Origin of the sequence: Aeromonas sp. R7-2, from assembly GCF_040908105.1 — a bacterium.
GTDB classification, from domain to species: domain Bacteria; phylum Pseudomonadota; class Gammaproteobacteria; order Enterobacterales; family Aeromonadaceae; genus Aeromonas; species Aeromonas caviae.
The window spans coordinates 202619-217668 of record NZ_JBFODC010000037.1 but is presented as its reverse complement, the minus strand read 5'-3'; the positions used below and the strand labels follow the sequence as shown (position 1 = coordinate 217668).

At 65.3% G+C, this 15050-nt stretch carries 17 protein-coding genes and 1 pseudogene; 6 read left to right on the top strand and 12 right to left on the bottom strand.

Annotated elements, in window-relative coordinates:
• Window positions 1-154: 154 nt before the first annotated feature.
• From metJ to AB5Y47_RS19285, 3 genes are all read left to right on the top strand, one after another.
• The gene (gene metJ, locus AB5Y47_RS19295; protein ID WP_005327165.1) at window positions 155-478 is read left to right on the top strand and encodes a met regulon transcriptional regulator MetJ; all 324 of its coding nucleotides are present in this window, start codon (window positions 155-157) and stop codon (window positions 476-478) included.
• Window positions 479-513: 35 nt separating this feature from the next.
• Window positions 514-1272: an AraC family transcriptional regulator gene (locus tag AB5Y47_RS19290; protein WP_043152960.1), complete on the top strand. Its 759-nt coding sequence runs from the start codon at window positions 514-516 to the stop codon at window positions 1270-1272.
• Window positions 1273-1356: 84 nt separating this feature from the next.
• Window positions 1357-1695, top strand: a complete 339-nt coding sequence (locus AB5Y47_RS19285) for a tRNA-binding protein (protein ID WP_010675707.1) — start codon at window positions 1357-1359, stop codon at window positions 1693-1695.
• Between the two features lie 83 nt (window positions 1696-1778).
• Here AB5Y47_RS19285 and AB5Y47_RS19280 read toward each other — a convergent pair whose 3' ends face one another.
• The 3 genes from AB5Y47_RS19280 to nudE form a co-directional block, all read right to left on the bottom strand.
• The gene (locus tag AB5Y47_RS19280) at window positions 1779-3047 is read right to left on the bottom strand and encodes an aromatic amino acid transport family protein (protein ID WP_052815524.1); all 1269 of its coding nucleotides are present in this window, start codon (window positions 3045-3047) and stop codon (window positions 1779-1781) included.
• Window positions 3048-3458: 411 nt separating this feature from the next.
• A complete protein-coding gene (gene cysQ / locus AB5Y47_RS19275; protein WP_319862290.1) occupies window positions 3459-4271 on the bottom strand; it encodes a 3'(2'),5'-bisphosphate nucleotidase CysQ in 813 nt (270 codons plus the stop codon).
• A 44-nt stretch (window positions 4272-4315) separates the two neighbouring features.
• Window positions 4316-4924, bottom strand: a complete 609-nt coding sequence (gene nudE / locus AB5Y47_RS19270; protein WP_039040577.1) for an ADP compounds hydrolase NudE — start codon at window positions 4922-4924, stop codon at window positions 4316-4318.
• Between the two features lie 147 nt (window positions 4925-5071).
• Between nudE and yrfG the strand changes: the two genes are divergently transcribed.
• Window positions 5072-5740: a GMP/IMP nucleotidase gene (gene yrfG, locus AB5Y47_RS19265; protein ID WP_043152800.1), complete on the top strand. Its 669-nt coding sequence runs from the start codon at window positions 5072-5074 to the stop codon at window positions 5738-5740.
• Between the two features lie 79 nt (window positions 5741-5819).
• On the opposite strand, the gene AB5Y47_RS19260 is transcribed toward yrfG, so the two are convergent.
• Complete coding sequence (locus tag AB5Y47_RS19260; protein ID WP_183148950.1) at window positions 5820-6926, bottom strand: NADH:flavin oxidoreductase; 1107 nt, start codon at window positions 6924-6926, stop codon at window positions 5820-5822.
• Window positions 6927-7042: 116 nt separating this feature from the next.
• Here AB5Y47_RS19260 and AB5Y47_RS19255 point away from each other — a divergent pair, with 116 nt between their 5' ends.
• Complete coding sequence (locus AB5Y47_RS19255; RefSeq protein ID WP_042864913.1) at window positions 7043-7948, top strand: LysR family transcriptional regulator; 906 nt, start codon at window positions 7043-7045, stop codon at window positions 7946-7948.
• Here AB5Y47_RS19255 and tyrS read toward each other — a convergent pair.
• Window positions 7943-9208, bottom strand: a complete 1266-nt coding sequence (gene tyrS / locus AB5Y47_RS19250) for a tyrosine--tRNA ligase (protein ID WP_368220531.1) — start codon at window positions 9206-9208, stop codon at window positions 7943-7945. The genes AB5Y47_RS19255 and tyrS overlap by 6 nt on opposite strands.
• A 145-nt stretch (window positions 9209-9353) precedes the next feature.
• Between tyrS and AB5Y47_RS19245 the strand changes: the two genes are divergently transcribed.
• Complete coding sequence (locus AB5Y47_RS19245) at window positions 9354-10163, top strand: LuxR C-terminal-related transcriptional regulator (protein WP_368220530.1); 810 nt, start codon at window positions 9354-9356, stop codon at window positions 10161-10163.
• Between the two features lie 48 nt (window positions 10164-10211).
• On the opposite strand, the gene exeN is transcribed toward AB5Y47_RS19245, so the two are convergent.
• The 7 genes and pseudogenes from exeN to exeI form a co-directional block, all read right to left on the bottom strand.
• Entirely contained in the window at window positions 10212-10970 is a 759-nt protein-coding gene (gene exeN, locus AB5Y47_RS19240; protein WP_039040581.1) for a GspN family type II secretion system protein ExeN, read from the bottom strand.
• Window positions 10967-11458: a GspM family type II secretion system protein ExeM gene (gene exeM / locus AB5Y47_RS19235; protein WP_045522069.1), complete on the bottom strand. Its 492-nt coding sequence runs from the start codon at window positions 11456-11458 to the stop codon at window positions 10967-10969. The genes exeN and exeM overlap by 4 nt, the downstream gene beginning before the upstream one ends.
• Window positions 11455-12639: a GspL family type II secretion system protein ExeL gene (gene exeL, locus AB5Y47_RS19230; protein WP_368220529.1), complete on the bottom strand. Its 1185-nt coding sequence runs from the start codon at window positions 12637-12639 to the stop codon at window positions 11455-11457. Before exeL ends, exeM begins: the two co-directional genes overlap by 4 nt.
• A 113-nt stretch (window positions 12640-12752) precedes the next feature.
• Window positions 12753-13778, bottom strand: a complete 1026-nt coding sequence (gene exeK, locus AB5Y47_RS19225; RefSeq protein ID WP_041213947.1) for a GspK family T2SS minor pseudopilin variant ExeK — start codon at window positions 13776-13778, stop codon at window positions 12753-12755.
• An 89-nt stretch (window positions 13779-13867) separates the two neighbouring features.
• Window positions 13868-13942, bottom strand: a pseudogene (locus tag AB5Y47_RS19220) (type II secretion system protein GspJ); the annotation flags it as partial.
• A gap of 25 nt (window positions 13943-13967) precedes the next feature.
• Complete coding sequence (gene exeJ, locus AB5Y47_RS19215; protein WP_041211717.1) at window positions 13968-14609, bottom strand: GspJ family T2SS minor pseudopilin variant ExeJ; 642 nt, start codon at window positions 14607-14609, stop codon at window positions 13968-13970.
• A gap of 44 nt (window positions 14610-14653) precedes the next feature.
• Complete coding sequence (gene exeI, locus AB5Y47_RS19210) at window positions 14654-15007, bottom strand: GspI family T2SS minor pseudopilin variant ExeI (RefSeq protein WP_368220596.1); 354 nt, start codon at window positions 15005-15007, stop codon at window positions 14654-14656.
• Window positions 15008-15050 lie beyond the last annotated feature (43 nt).

The window sequence follows — 15050 nt, the reverse complement described above, 5'->3', positions numbered from 1 at the left end:
CTGGCCGGACTGCCGGCCCATGGTGCACCACACTACGCCACCTTAAAAAAGCCGTCAACACTTCTAGACGTCTAAATGGCTTTGCTGTTGGATTGCCATTGAATTCCTTAAGGGTTAAAATCCGCGCTCACGGCCAAACGACTACAGGTGGAACATGGGTACAGAGTGGAACGGCGACTACGTCAGCCCCTATGCAGAGCACGGCAAGAAGAGCGAACAGGTCAAGAAGATTACCGTCTCGATCCCGCTCAAGGTGCTGAAGGTGTTGACCGATGAGCGCACCCGTCGCCAGGTGAACAACCTGCGTCATGCGACCAACAGCGAGCTGCTCTGCGAAGCCTTCCTGCACGCCTTCACCGGCCAGCCGCTGCCCTGTGACGACGACCTGCGCAAGGATCACCCGGACAGCGTCCCCGCCGAGGCCCGCGCCATCATGGAAGCCCTTGGCAAAGAGATCGAAGACTTCGACGCCGAGTAATGCGGCTGCCCATGGCAAACGATGCATCCCTTTCAATGACGCGGCCCGGTGCCGCGTCATGCTTATCTGCCGCCTCCCCCTTCAGCCTGCGTCACTACCAGAGCGACATGCAGAGCCACAGTCATGACCACGCCCAGCTGGTGATCCCCCTCGTCGGCCCCCTCGAGATCGAGGTGCAGGGCCGGGGATGTCGCCTCGCCCCCGGTTTTGCCTGCATCATCGCCCCTGGCCTTCGCCACGACTACGCCGCCGACCCGGCGCACGTGTTTCTGGTGCAGGAGAGCCACTGGCTGCCGGCAGCCCTGGGGGACCACCCCTTCGTCGAGCTGGATGAGGCCCAGCGCCACTACCTCGCCTTCCTGCACCGCATGGTGGCCGAGGGGCGCCACGTGGCCGGCATGGATCAGGTGTGGCTCGGGCTGCTGACCGAGGGACGCGGCATGGGCCTCGCCGCCGCTCCCCGTATAGCCCCTCGTATCGCCAAGGTGCAGCGTCATATGGAAGCCCACCTCGCAGACCCCCTCACCAACGAGGAACTCGCCGCCATCGCCTGCCTCGGCCTGAGTCAGTTCAAACACGCCTTTCGCCAGCAGGTGGGCACGAGCGTCTCCCACTACCTCAGGATGCGGCGTATGGCGCTGGCCCGCACCCTGCTCGCCCGCACCCAGCTGCCAGTCGGCGAAGTGGCCAGCCGCTGCGGCTACCAGAACCAGGGAGCCTTTGCCGAGCGTTTCCTGGCCGAGACCGGACTGACCCCTTCCCTCTGGCGCCGGCAAAACGGCTGCCTGCCGTAATCGGTCGGCTCTTTGCCGAAGACAATCCCCGGGCATTCGAGGCATGCTGAGGCTCATGCAAGGTATGAGCAACGAGGAGCCAAGATGCAGACCATAAGCTGGCAGGATTTCGAGATGGTGGAGCTCAGGGTGGGCACCCTGGTGCGGGTCGAGCCCTTCCCCGAGGCGCGCCGCCCCGCCTACAAGGTGTGGGCGGATTTCGGCCCCGAGCTCGGGGTGCGCAAGAGCAGCGCCCAGATCACCGACCTCTATCGACCGGAGGATCTGGTGGGCCGCCAGATCGTCGCCGTGGTGAACTTTCCCCCCAAGCAGATAGGCCCCATCCAGTCGGAGTTTCTGCTGACCGGCTTCTATCGCCCGGATGGCGCCGTGGTGATCGCCATCCCCGAGCAGGCGGTGGAGAACGGCGCCAAGCTGGGGTGAGACGACGGCAAGGCAACCAGAGAGCAGAAGTAAGAGAGGCGACCCCCGGGGTCGCCTCTCTTGTTTGATGCTGACGGCCTGGCTTATTTCAGCAGGCTGAACAGCAGGGCCGAGACCGCCAGGGCACCGGTCAGCAGGATGAAGCCGTTGACCCAACGGTGACGGAAGCGAGCCAGCGCCTCCACCTTGTAGATGGCCACCACCGGCATGATGAAGAGGATCATGGCGATGACGGGGCCGGAGAGGGTCTCCATCAACCCCAGAATGCCCGGGTTGATGATGGCGGCACCCCAGATGGCGAAGAACATCAGGGCGATGCCGAGCTTGTCCGCCTTCGCCAGCGGCAGGCCGGTGGGCTTGGCGATCAGGCTTTTCAGGCTCTCGCGGGCACCGAGGAAGTGGCCGAGGAAGGAGGAGCTGATGGCGATGAAGGCGATGAGCGGCCCCAGGGTCACGATCACCGGGTTGTCGGTGATGTTGGCGAGATAGGAGAGCACGGAGACGTTCTGGGCCTTGGCCTCGGCCAGCTGGGCCGGGGAGAGGCTCAGCACGCAGGAGAAGACGAAGAAGAGCACGAAGCCCACCAGCATGACGGTGGTGTTGCGCAGGATCAGGCCGCTCTTGGTTTCGGCCTGCTCCCCGTATTCCCGGCGCTGCACGTTGGCAAAGCCCGAGATGGCGGCGGCGTGGCTGAAGGCGAACACGGTGACCGGCAGCGCCAGCCAGACGGTGTTGAGGAAGCTCGAGCCTTCAAAGGCGGTCACTTCCGGCCACTGCCACTGGGGAATGAGGTAGCAGGAGAGGGCCAGCAGGATCGCCGCCAGCGGGTAGACCATGACGGCGAAGGCCCGCAGCATCGCCTTCTCGCCGGCCAGCATCACGGCGATCATGGCGAACACCAGCACGCCGGAGAGCATCACCCGATCCGGGGAGGCCAGGCCGAGCTGGTTGACCATGAAGCTCTCCACCGTGTTGGTCAGCCCGACGCCGTAGATGAGCAGGATCGGGAAGATGGAGAGGAAATAGAGCGCCGAGATGAGGCGCCCGGCCATCTTGCCGAAATGCTCCTCGGCCACCTCGGTGAAGTCGGCCTGGGGGCGCGACGACGAGAGCACGAAACGCGCCAGCCCGCGGTGGGCCAGGAAGGTCATGGGACCGGCCAGCACGGCGACGATGATGAGGGGCCAGATCCCCCCCAGACCCAGGTTGATGGGCAGGAACAGAATGCCGGCGCCGACGGCGGTGCCGAACAGGCTGATGACCCAGTGGGTGTCGTGGCGACGCCAGCCGGTGCTGGCCATGGTGGAGGGGGAACCGGACAGCTCCCGTGAGACGTCTGCAGATAAACTCATCGATAAATCACTTTTACGTAGTATTAAAATCTAAAAAGATTGTGCTCCTTTAGCATTTAATTCTCAAAAAGGGAGGCTGGCAGATCTCACTGGCAAAGCCCTGTTCCACCAGTGAGATTGGGAGGAAATTTCACCCCGGATTATTCAATTAATCCTGACATTAACCAAAAATTAGGAATATAAAACCAAAATAAAAACCGACGTCGATTTTTTGTTTCGATGAAATGCATGTTTTCAGAATTAACTGAAATTTATGCCAGTGCAGCCAGATTGGATGTGATGATCCACTGCCGTTATCGCCATCACTAGCGAATCTCCCTGAAATCCCCGTAACCAGCCAGTGGATCACACCAATGCAATCAGGCGACCCTGTGGTCGCCTGATTGCATTCCCTGCGAGATTGTCGACCCGTCAGTGGGCCAGAATGCGACCCCAGGCGAGATCCGGGTCCCCCATCACGATGAAGTCCGGGTTCTCCAGCGACTCGGTCTCGTTGTAGCTCAGCGGTTGCAGCGTCAGGCTGAGGATGCGGCCCCCTGCCGCCTCCACGATGCACTGGGCGGCAGCGGTATCCCACTCCCCGGTGGGGCCCAGGCGTACGTAGCAATCCGCCACGCCTTCCGCCACCAGACAGGACTTGAGGGAGCTGGAGCCGAGCGGGATCAGCTCGTAGTGGATGGCCGGGTTGAGGCGACGGGTCAGGTTCTCCAGTTTCTGGCGGCGGCTGATGGCCACCACCAGGGAGTCAGGCTGATCGTGTTCATGATGGATGGCGCTGATGGGACGGCTCTCGCCATTCGCCTCCTTGAAGGCGCCGTGACCACGCACCGCCCAGTAGAGCAGATCGGATTCGGGGGCATAGATGACCCCGAGCACCGGGACATTGTCCCGCACCAGGGCGATCAGGGTGGCGAAATCGCCGCTGCCTGCGATGAACTCGCCAGTGCCGTCCAGCGGGTCCACCAGCCAGTACTGGCGCCAGTTCGCACGCTGGCTGAAGGGGATGTCGGCCGCCTCTTCGGTCAGCACGGGGACATGGGGAGTGAGCGCTGCCAGCGCCTGTTTGAGGTAGGCATCGGCAGCAAGATCGGCACTGGTGACCGGGGTCGCATCCTCCTTCAACTGGCGTTCGAACTGACCGCCGCGATAGATCTCGTGAAGGATCCTGCCCGCCTCACGGGCGATCTCCTTGACCTCGGGTATCCAGGCCAACAACTCCTGCATGGTGCTTACCTCTGCCTCTGATTGCCAAACAGACCCTCTGCGGGCTAATTTCCCTGCTCCGCCAGCCATTTGCTGGCCAGCAGCAGGGCACTGATGCTGCGCGACTCGGTGAAGTCCGGTCGTGCCAGCAACTCGTCGATCCGGTTGAGGGGCCAGGGGATCACCTCGAGAGGCTCGGGCTCGTCACCGACCCGCTGCTCGGGGTAGAGATCCCGCGCCAGCAAGATGTCCATCCGGCTGGAGAAATACCCCGGCGCCAGCGACACCTGCTTGAGCAGGGTCAGGCTGCTCGCCCCGAAGCCCGCCTCCTCCATCAGCTCCCGGTTGCCCGCCTCGAAGGCATTTTCACCGGGGTCTATCAATCCCTTGGGGAAACCCAGCTCGTAGGAGTGGGTGCCCGCCGCGTACTCGCGCACCAGCAGCAGGGTGTGGGCATCGAACAGGGGCACCACCATGACGGCACCCCGGTTGCCGCCGCGCATCCGCTCATAGACCCGCTCCTCGCCGTTGGAGAATTTCAGGTGAAGGGACTCCACCTTGAACAGCCGGCTCTCGGCCACGATCTCGGCCTTGAGGATCTCCGGCTTGCTCTTGTCATGGGCCATGGTCTCGACACTGAGGTGGACGGGATTGCGCTTGTGGGGATCGCTCATCGGGGGCTGACTGCTCGTTAAAAAATCGTGTTTCAAGAGTAAACGACTCCCCTGCCGAACACCACGGGGCAAAGAGGGGAAAGATGTCTGAAAAATCCGTTATAATGCGCCCCGTTTTTCCCATCACCACAGACATCGCGAGGCCCCATGTCGACTCCCCTGCCCTGGCACCAGATTGATACCGTGTTGCTCGACATGGATGGCACCCTGATCGATCTCCATTTTGACAGCCATCTGTGGCAAACCCTGGTGCCGGTGCGCTACGCCGAGCGACTCGGCCTGCCGCTAGCCGAGGCGAAGGCGCAGATAGACACCCACTATCATGCGGTCAACGGCACGCTCGACTGGTACTGCGTGGATTACTGGACCCGGACGCTCGGGCTCGACATCCGCGCCCTCAAACAGGAGATCCTGGAGAAGATCCAGTGGCGCCCCAACGTCATTCCCTTCCTGGCCGCACTCAAGGCCGCCGGCAAGCAGGTAGTGCTCTTCACCAATGCCCATCCCGCCAGCCTGTCGGTGAAGGATGCACGCCTCGGCCTCGCCCAGCACCTCGATCTGATGGTGAGCACCCATGAGCTCGGGTGGTCGAAGGAGAGCCAGCACTGCTGGCAGGCACTGGCCGAGCGGCTGGCGTTCGACCCGGCCCGCACCCTGTTCGTGGATGACAGCGAGCGGATCCTGGCTGCCTCGGCCGAGTTCGGCATCGCCCACCAGCTCGGCATCCGTCACCCCGACAGCCAGATGCCGCCGCTCACCTTCCAGCACTTCCCGGCGCTCGACGACTACGCCGACCTGCTCCCTCTCGGCGCCTGACACGCACAAGGCCCTCTTCACGAGGGCCTTGTCACATCAGCTCAACAGCCTGCCGAGCGCATCCCGTTCATGAAAGCCCTCAGGCCGCATCGCGCGGGGCCAGCACCCCCATGCCGGCCAGGTAGTCGAGGGCGCTTGGGGTGAAGCCGACCTCCGTGAGGTGCGCCGCCGTGAAAGGGGCTGCATGCAGAGGCAGGCCGCGCCTCACCCGTTCCATCCAGTCCGGATTGCCAAGGGCCGCCGTGCCCACCGCCACCAGATCGGCGCCACCGGCCAGAGCCCGCTCCGCCGAAACTGCGTCGCTAATCTTGCCCGCCACCATGAGCGGCACCCGCCCGGCCAACCCGACCCTTACCGCCTCCAGCAGGGCGCCGCCGTCGGGATCCCCCGCCACCGCCTTGAAGCTGTCCCCCATGGAGAAGTGCAGGTAGTCGATCCCCTCGTCCGCCAGCAGGCGCGCCACCGCCAGCTGATGGGCCAGTTCGATGCCCTGGATATGGGCATAGCTCTCGGGGGAGAGACGCACCCCGACCAGGAAGCCCCGGGGTAGACGGGCGCGAATGCCGCGCACGATCTCCACCAGGATCCGCGCCCGGTTCGCGAGGCTGCCACCCCAGCGGTCGGTGCGCCGGTTGTGCAGGGGGTTGAGGAAGTTGCAGAGCAGGAAGTGGTGGGCTGCGTGCAGCTCGACCCCATGCAGGCCGGCGCCATGGGCCCGCTCCGCAGCGCTCACAAAGGCGTCAATGAGCGTCAGAATCTCCGCCTCGCTCAGCCCCTTGACCCCGAGGGGGTAACGCCCGCCCGGCGCCAGCGCGCACGGGCCGACCGGCGCCCCGTCGTTCAGCTCGGGCAGAGCCCGCATCCCGCCGTGATGCAGTTGCACCACCGCCAGTGCCCCGGCCTGCCGCGCACTGTCGGCCAGGGCCGTGAAGGCCTGCTGCTGGGCGTCCGTCATCAGGGCAGGCTGCCCCGCCCAGCAGCGTCCGCCGGGCCGCACCTGGGTGGCGGCGGCGATGAGCAGGCCGAAGCCGCCACGGGCGCAGCGCGCCAGCCAGTCGAGCTCGGCCTGGCCGGGATCACCGCCTGCGCCGCTCATGTTGTGGGTCAAAGGGGCCAGCACGGCCCGGTTCTTGAGCCGCAATCCGGCTCGCTCGAAGTGGAAGCTGTCGCCCAGTGTCTTGTTCATCGTCCTCTCCCGGGATCGCAATGGTATGGCGGCCACTATAAACCCGGGCTATGAGGATATAATCAGGCACTCAAGCAAAACATTCATTCCCAGCAAGACACAATAGGCCACCCCTCATGAGTCACCACAAGCTCGACACCCTCTACCTGATGCGCCTGCTGGTCGCCATCGTCCGCTGCGGATCCTTCGCGGCGGCGGCGGCCCAGCTCGGCATCACCCCGAGCAAGGCGTCAAAAGATCTGCGCCACCTGGAGCAGAGCCTCGGCAGCGTGCTCCTGAGCCGCACCACCCGCCGGGTGCAACTGACCGACGCAGGAGAGCTCGCTTACCGCCAGGCCGACCAGATGATCGCCCTGCACGAGCAGTTGCTGGACGGCCTGCAGCGCCGCCGCTCGGCACTGTGCGGGGAGCTGCGCATCACGGCGCCGGATCTCTGGGGAGAAGTGGTGCTGACTCCGGTGCTGCTGCGCTTTCGCGCCGACCACCCGGAGGTGCGGATCATCGCCGACTTCAGCAATACCCCGGCCGACCTGCTGCGCGACAACCTGCACGTGGCGTTTCGCAGCACCGAGCTGGGCACCCAGCCCTACCTGGCGCGCCCCATCGCGGTGGACGATCTGGTGCTCTGCGCCAGCGCCGACTACCTGGACCGCCACCCGCCCCTCAGCACACCCCAAGATCTGCACCAGCACAGCCTCATCACCCGCAGCCAGGAGTACGGCCGCCACGAGCGCTGGCCCCTGCTTGCCCAGGGGCGCGAGATCCCTCTCGAGGTAGCGGGCGAGCTGGCCTTCAGCAGCAAGAAGGCGATTCACCAGGGGATGCGCCAGGGACTGGGGATAGCCCGCCTGCCGCGCTACCTGGTGGCGGCCGAGCTGGCCGAGGGGGTGGTGCGCGAAGTGCTGCCGGACTATCGCCCCAAGGGGGCCCATTTCTACGCCCTCTATACCCAGCGCCGGGCCGAGTCGGCCCTGGTCGGCCACTTCCTCGACTACGTCATCGAGGCGCTCACCCCTTCATGAGCAGATCACCAGGTGGTACTGCTTCTTGCCCCGGCGCAGCAGCAGGTAGCGGCCGAACAGCCGATCGTCGGCGGTGAGCGGCTCATCCCGGCGGATCGCACCGTTGACGCTGACGGCCCCCGCCGCCAGCAGCTCGCGGGCGATCCGCTTCGAGTTGGCCAGGCCGCACTCCACCAGCAGGGTCACCAGATCCGTTTCCCCCTCGATGCAGCTGCTTGGCATGCCATCTTGCGCCAGCTGGGCCAGATCGCTCTCCCCAAGGCGCGCTACCTCGCCACTGAACAACGATTCGCTGATGCGCTGCGCCGCCGCCAGCGCCCCCTTGCCGTGTACCAGTTCGGTCAGCTCGTCCGCTAGCACCTGCTGGGCCAGCTTGCGCCCCTGCCGCTTCGCATCCTCCGCCTCCAGCGTCTCAATCTCGGCCAGCGGCATAAAGCTGTAGTAGCGCAGGAAGCGGTAGACATCCTCGTCCGCGGTGCCGAGCCAGAACTGGTAGAAGGCGTAAGGGGAGGTGAGCGCCGGGTCGAGCCAGATAGCGCCCCCCTCGGTCTTGCCGAACTTGGTGCCATCGGCCTTGGTGATGAGCGGCAGCGTCATGCCATAGACCTGGGCCTGATGGAGGCGGCGGGTGAGGTCCATGCCGCTGGTGATGTTGCCCCACTGGTCGTTGCCACCGATCTGCAGGGTGCAGCCGAGGCGCTGGTTGAGCACGGCGAAGTCCTGGGATTGCAGCAGGGCGTAGGAGAACTCGGTGAACGAGATCCCCTGATCCGGACGGGCCAGGCGCTGGCGCACCGATTCGCGGGCCAGCATGGCGTTGACCGAGAAGTGCTTGCCGATGTCCCGCAGAAAATCGAGGGCGGACATCTGCCCCATCCAGTCGGCGTTGTTGACCAACAGCGGCGCCGCCAGCCCGTCGCTCGCCGGCAACAGGGCGCTTATCTGGGCCGACAGGCTGGCGACCCAGCCCTGCACCATCTCGGCGCTGTTGAGGGTGCGCTCGCTTGCCTTGAAGCTGGGATCGCCGATAAGGCCGGTGGCCCCGCCCACCAGGGCCACCGGGGTGTGGCCCGCCAGCTGGAAGCGGCGCAGCATCAGCAGTGGCACCAGGTGGCCGATGTGCAGGCTGCCAGCGGTGGGATCGAACCCGCAATAGACGGTGCGCGGGGTGGCAAGATGGTCGGCCAGCGCCACCGGGTCGGAATTCTGGGCCACCAGGCCGCGCTGGGTCAGCTCATCGAGCAGGTGAGGATTTGTCATGGGGGGCTCCAACAGCAAGAGAAAGAGGGCCATCCTCGCCGTTTGCGGTGCTGGCAGATATGTCCCCCAGGGGACAGTTTTGCCACTCCCGTGCTAGCATCCTGCCATCGTGGGGAAGCCATTCCCTGACCCGGAGCCCATCGCCATGCCCCCGTCCCCTGCCACGGATACCCTGAGCCTGACCGCCACCGTCGATGCCCTGCACGGCAGCGGCTTCCCGGCAGCCCTGGTGCGCCTCATCCAGCAACAGGTGGCATTCGACTGTGCCCTGCTGCTCGGGGTGGGGCTGCGCCCCGTCTACCTCTACGACAACCTGCATCATCAGCGGGCCCTATTGTTCGACCGCTACCTCACCCGCCACTTTAGCCAGGATCCCTTCATGCAGGCGCTGGAGCAGGGGCTGGGTGCCGGGGTCTGGACCCTGGCGCAGGTGTCGCGGGGGCGACTCGACCCCGAGTATCGCCACCACTTCTATCAGGCCACCGGCTGGCAGGAGGAGGTGGGGCTGATCCTGCCGGTGCGCGGCGGCCTCACCCTGATGCTGTTTCTGGGCCGCCTCGACAAGCGCCGCTCCCTCAGCCGTGACGAGCTGGCCAGGCTGGAGGCACTGTTTCCGCTGGTCCACTCCCTGTGTCGCCAGCACTGGCGGGAAGATACACCCCGCCTGGCCCGCAGCCCGGCCAGGTCAGATGGCACTGACCTCAAGGGGGCGGTGGAGCAGGCTATCGCCAGTGTGGGGGGAGATCAGCTAACCCGGCGGGAGCACCAGGTGGCGGGTTTGCTGTTGCAGGGGCTGGATACCGAGGCCATTGCCGGTGCGCTCGGCATCGGCAGCGGCACGGTGAAGAATCACCGCAAGCACCTCTACGCCAAGTTGAACCTGCACTCCCGGGCCGAGCTGTTCAGCTTTTTCCTCAATCACCTCATCACGGCGCCAGCCGGCGCGCCCCCATAACGACACCACCCCGCCGGGGCGGGGTGGTTCAAACCATGGGCAACGCCGTCAGATGCGGCCCTGATAACGCAGCGGGAAGCGCCCCTGCCCATCGGGCTGGCCGAGGAAGGGGAGCCCCTGTTTCATCTGGTCCGGCAGCTCGGGACCCGGTTTCAGGGTGCCCTGGAACAGGTACTGGCGATTGGCCTGCAACTCCAGCTTGCCCAGCACCTGCACCGCCTCCGAGCCCTGCTTGATCTCGGCCACCAGCCGGGAGTCGAGACAGGTGAGCGTGATCTCGGGATCCCCCAGGGCCAGCTTGCCCGCCGGGGTGTCCGCCTGTGCGTCATACCAGTGAAGATCCCCGTAAAGGTTGTCACACCAGGGAGTGCCCTGGGCAAACTGATCGATCTTGAGCTGCAACTGACCCGTCGCCGTCAACGGGAAGGGGGGTCTCATCGGCACCCGCTCCAGCACCCAGGGGGCCGGCGCATTCAGGGTGATGTCGCGCCCGAAAGCGGCACCGTTCCAACCCAGGATCCCCTGCCCGTTGAGTCCGCTGCGCTCGCCAAAGCGCACCGACACCTCGGGCGCCAGCCGCAGCAGAGACCAGCCATCGAGATCCCAGCGCAACTGGGTGAGGGACTCGCTGGCATATTGCACCCGGGCGGCCTGACCGCTCCAGAGGGTGCCGCTCACCCCCTCCAACCGTACCAGATTGGGGGGCAGCGGCAGATGGCGCACCACCAGGGATGCAGGCAACTGGGCCAGCAGGAAACCGAGATAGGCCAGCAGGAAGAGACTGGCGATCACTATTTTTCGCTTCATTGGGAACGACTCAACTGCAAACGTCTGACCTTGACCAGCCCGGGGGCCAGCCCCTCGCGGGCCAGCTCGATGATCTGCACCTGGACGCCGTATTGATCCGAGAGGGTCGCAAGCCAGATCAGCAGATCATCGAACGGCACCGTGTCTATCCATACCTGCAGCTCCTGACCCTGGGGCTGCAAGCGGGCAATCTTGATCTTCTGGTTGAAGGCGGTGCGGTTCACCACACCGTCCAGGGTACCGCCGGTATCGATCTGGCGCCCCTGTCCCCCCTGCATCGCCAGCACCTCCTGCCCCTTCTCCTTGAGCCAGGCCAGGGTCTGCTGCTGGTTCACCACCTGCCGCTCGCGCTCGGCAATGCGATTTGCCACCGGCTGCCAGATCGCCCAGTAGCAGAGCCCGATGAGCAGCACGCTGCCCCCCACCGCCACCAGCCGCTGCTCGCGGGCACTGATGCCGCGCCACCAGCGCTGCAGTTTGTCCATCATGACGACCTCCCCTTGAGCACCAGCGCCCCTTCGACCTTGCCTTCGGTGCTTCGCACCTCACCCTGCTGCACCTCGAAGCGCTTGCCCGCCAGCTCGCGGAAACGTTCGATCTCGGTGAAGCCGGGGGCCGTCACCTGCAACCTCAGCTCGCCCCGGGCTGCATCGAAGCGCAGCACCTCGGGCTTGAGGCCGGGCACCTCGGCAAACACCGGGGCCAGCTCGGTCAGGAGCAACAGGACGCCATCCTGGGGAGCCTGCCCCAACTGCTGGAGGTGCTGGGTCATCTGGCTGCGCACGTTGACGATACGCGTCTCCCCCGGGAAGATCCGGGTGTAGACCTGCCGGATCTCCGCCTTGAGGGCCTTGTCCTGTTCCGCCAGCTGGTGCAGATGCACACCGCGCTGCACCAGGGCCACCAGCAACAATACGCCTGCCAGCACCGCCACCTTGCGCCACTGCAACCAGTAGCGGGCGTATTCGGTCTGGGGACGATAGGGCCCCTGCAGCAGGTTGGCCTGGCAGGTCAGCGCCCCTTTCGCCAGCAACAGCATGGGCAGTTCCGGGTCAGCCCCCTGCCAGTTGCCCGCCGCCATGGCGGGGATGGGAGTATGGCAGTGCAGGGTGACGGGTTCGGTCTGCGCTGCCAGCAGCATGGCCAGCAGGGATTCCTCCGCCACTATGCCCTGATGGGGGCCCTGACGGACCAGCCACTCCTCCCCCAGCTGCAGGGCTGACCAGCCATCGGCGACGAGCGGCAGTGCCAGAACGTCGGGCAGCAGGTGCAGGGTCTTGAGCCCTGCCTGCTCCAGCCAGCCGAGCCAGGAGTGCATCTTCCCCTTGTCCACCGCCATCAGATCCACCTCGCGGCCCTGATGGCCGAGCACCACCAGGTGCAGATCGTCCACGTCTGAGGCGATCTGCTCCTCCAGCAGATAGGGCAGGGCCGCCGCACTCTGGCGGCTGTATTTGCCCGGCAGATTGACCCGCCGGAAGATAAGATCGCTGCCGGGCACCAGGGTCACCACGGGGCGACCACCGGCACGCTCCTGCAGCTCGCCGAGGGCGTGCGCCGAGGCCAGGATGCCGGAGGCGATGATCTCCTGCTCCTGCGCCGACCAGACCAGCCAGTGCACTGGCTGCTGCGCATTGGTCCCCAGACGGATGACCAGACTCTCGCTCACTAATGTCTCTCCTGCCATGCCCGCTCCTCCCTCAGGGGGGCGGGCGCACAGCCATGGGTTGCAGTCCAATCGGGGGATGCGCAGGGCAGCTGAAACCGCCCCACGCCCCCTTGTTATTCGGCGCCGCCGCTCAGGCGACGCAGCATCACCAGCTTGTTGTCCTTGCCACGCTGGAAGACGGTCTCAAGCCTGGCGCGGGTCTCCCCCACCTCCGCCAGCAGGCGGGCCTCGAAGAAGCTGCTCTTGATGTCCAGGGCGCCATCCAGCCCGGTGATGGCACCCGGCTGAACCTGCAACTGCTCCGTCATCTCCTGCTTGTTCTTCCACCCCTTCTTGGGGCGGCTGGTCAGCACCCGCTTGGCATCGTCCAGCCCGATCTTCCCCTGGTAGAGCCCCACCAGCAGGGCCGCCTGCTCCGGCCGGATGGTGTTGATGTTCACCACCAGCTTGTCATTGGGCAGGGAGCACACATAGGGGGCCAACCGGGCGTACAGGCTGGCGCTCACCCCGCGCACTGCCCGCAATTCGTCGGTGCCCAGCATCCGCTGGTTAGCCACCAGGTAGGGTGGATTGAGTCCCTCGTAGTAGGCATCCTCGGCCCCGTTGCTCGAGACCAGCTGGGTATCCTTGTCGGTCCAGTCGCGGATGGCGTCCGTCAGCTGTACCGCTTCGTAATCATCCACCTCGAGCTGGGCGAGCAGGGCCCGGAACACCTTGAACTGGTAAGGCTGGGCATCGAGATCGTCGCCGTTCTCCCCCTCCTTGAGGGGCACGCTCAGGCTGTTGAGGTTGAAGCAGGATTGCAGATCCCGCACCCGGCCCGAGAGGGTGCCATCCTCCACCGGGAAGACCCCGTCCTCCCGCGCCCAGTTCTGTCCCAGACTCACCCGATCCGGGTCGTCCTTGAAGTCCTGGTTCAGCACCTTGATCACCAGGGCCTCCGCCGACATGGCATACCACCAGGCCTGCTTGCCCAGGGTGAGGTTGGCGGTGCGACGCAGCTCCAGTTGCAGGCGGCCGCTCATGTTGCTGGCGACGATCACCATCACCGCGAGGATGAGCAGCACCACCAGCAGGGCCATGCCCCCCTGGCGGCCCAGTGTAGTGCGGGATCGGCCCCGGCCGCGCTTAATTGCCATTGTCCGCTCGCTGGCCACCAGCACCGATCAGGAACTGGCGGCGTCGAATAGTGCCGTCATCCTCCGTGATAGACAGGGGAAAACGACGATCAGTTACCATTCTCTGCCCTCTGGCCACCGGCTCCGATCAGGAACTGGCGACGTCGAATAGTGCCGTCATCCTCCGTGACGGACAGGGGAAAACGACGATCAGTTACCATTCTCTGCCCTCTGACCACCGGCTCCGATCAGGAACTGGCGACGGATGGTGCCGTAGTCTTCAAGCTCCAGCTCCACCGCCAGCCCGTAGGGCAGCAGGTCGCGCTGGGTCCACTCTTCCTTCCACTGTCCCTTGTCGTAGAAATAGAGGCGCAGCGCCGTCACGCCGGTCAGCACGGGCTGAATGCGCGGCTCGGTGCCAATGGCCGGATCCGGATAGAGGTAGCTCAACCGCTCCAGGGTCTGCCCCTTGAGACGCCAACCCACCCGTTGCAGACCGGAGCGCGGCAGTATGCCGTCCGGATTAAGCCAGCCGCCGCGAATGAAGGCCATGCCCCAGTCGTCGCTCTGCTGGCCGAAGCGGGACGCCGCCAGCAGCACCTTGTTGTTTTCGCCGTCGATGCGACCGCTGCGCGGCACCATCTGGGTGACGTCCCGCTCCAGCAGGCTGAAGGCGAGCTGCAGTTCCGAGAGACGGGCCTCCTTGCGCTTGGCCACCTCGTCGCTGGTCAGCACCCCTTGCAGCACCTGATAGGCCCCCAGGCTCAGGGTGGCGAAGATGGCGATGGCCACCAGCATCTCAAGCAGGGTAAAGCCGCGGTGGTGCGATGGGTGGGTGTTGCTCTGGATCATCGGCTGACACCGGCTCCGGATCATGGACGCACGTTGATGAATGTTCATCGGCTGAGATAGGTCCGGATCATGGCCACCGGGCTGTCGGCCTTGGGCGCGGTGCGCACTTCCATGTCCAGCGCCCTGAAGTTGCTGTCCGCCGTGGCGACGCCGCGATAGCGCCAGTACCAGGTCTGCCCGGCCATCTCCTCGTCCCCTTCCACCCAGCTGTCTCCCGGCCACTTGCCTTCGAGCTTCTGCTGCACCAGCTGATTCTCCACCACCCAGGTCGCCAGGGTCTTCTGCTCCAGATAATTGAGGCCGGCCAGGTGTTCGCTCGCGGTCTTCATCACCGCCAGCCCGGCGATGGCAAACACCGCCAGGGCCACCATGACCTCCAGCAGCGTCATGCCGCACACCCGGGCGGGGCCGCCCGACAGAGCGGTGCGACGCGCTAGAACG

Coding starts and splice junctions, on each gene's coding strand:
- metJ (WP_005327165.1), top strand. CDS start 155: ATGGGTACAGAGTGGAACGGCGACTACGTCAGCCCCTATGCAGAGCAC.
- AB5Y47_RS19290 (WP_043152960.1), top strand. CDS start 514: ATGACGCGGCCCGGTGCCGCGTCATGCTTATCTGCCGCCTCCCCCTTC.
- AB5Y47_RS19285 (WP_010675707.1), top strand. CDS start 1,357: ATGCAGACCATAAGCTGGCAGGATTTCGAGATGGTGGAGCTCAGGGTG.
- AB5Y47_RS19280 (WP_052815524.1), bottom strand. CDS start 3,047: ATGAGTTTATCTGCAGACGTCTCACGGGAGCTGTCCGGTTCCCCCTCC.
- cysQ (WP_319862290.1), bottom strand. CDS start 4,271: ATGCAGGAGTTGTTGGCCTGGATACCCGAGGTCAAGGAGATCGCCCGT.
- nudE (WP_039040577.1), bottom strand. CDS start 4,924: ATGAGCGATCCCCACAAGCGCAATCCCGTCCACCTCAGTGTCGAGACC.
- yrfG (WP_043152800.1), top strand. CDS start 5,072: ATGTCGACTCCCCTGCCCTGGCACCAGATTGATACCGTGTTGCTCGAC.
- AB5Y47_RS19260 (WP_183148950.1), bottom strand. CDS start 6,926: ATGAACAAGACACTGGGCGACAGCTTCCACTTCGAGCGAGCCGGATTG.
- AB5Y47_RS19255 (WP_042864913.1), top strand. CDS start 7,043: ATGAGTCACCACAAGCTCGACACCCTCTACCTGATGCGCCTGCTGGTC.
- tyrS (WP_368220531.1), bottom strand. CDS start 9,208: ATGACAAATCCTCACCTGCTCGATGAGCTGACCCAGCGCGGCCTGGTG.
- AB5Y47_RS19245 (WP_368220530.1), top strand. CDS start 9,354: ATGCCCCCGTCCCCTGCCACGGATACCCTGAGCCTGACCGCCACCGTC.
- exeN (WP_039040581.1), bottom strand. CDS start 10,970: ATGAAGCGAAAAATAGTGATCGCCAGTCTCTTCCTGCTGGCCTATCTC.
- exeM (WP_045522069.1), bottom strand. CDS start 11,458: ATGATGGACAAACTGCAGCGCTGGTGGCGCGGCATCAGTGCCCGCGAG.
- exeK (WP_041213947.1), bottom strand. CDS start 13,778: ATGGCAATTAAGCGCGGCCGGGGCCGATCCCGCACTACACTGGGCCGC.
- exeJ (WP_041211717.1), bottom strand. CDS start 14,609: ATGATCCAGAGCAACACCCACCCATCGCACCACCGCGGCTTTACCCTG.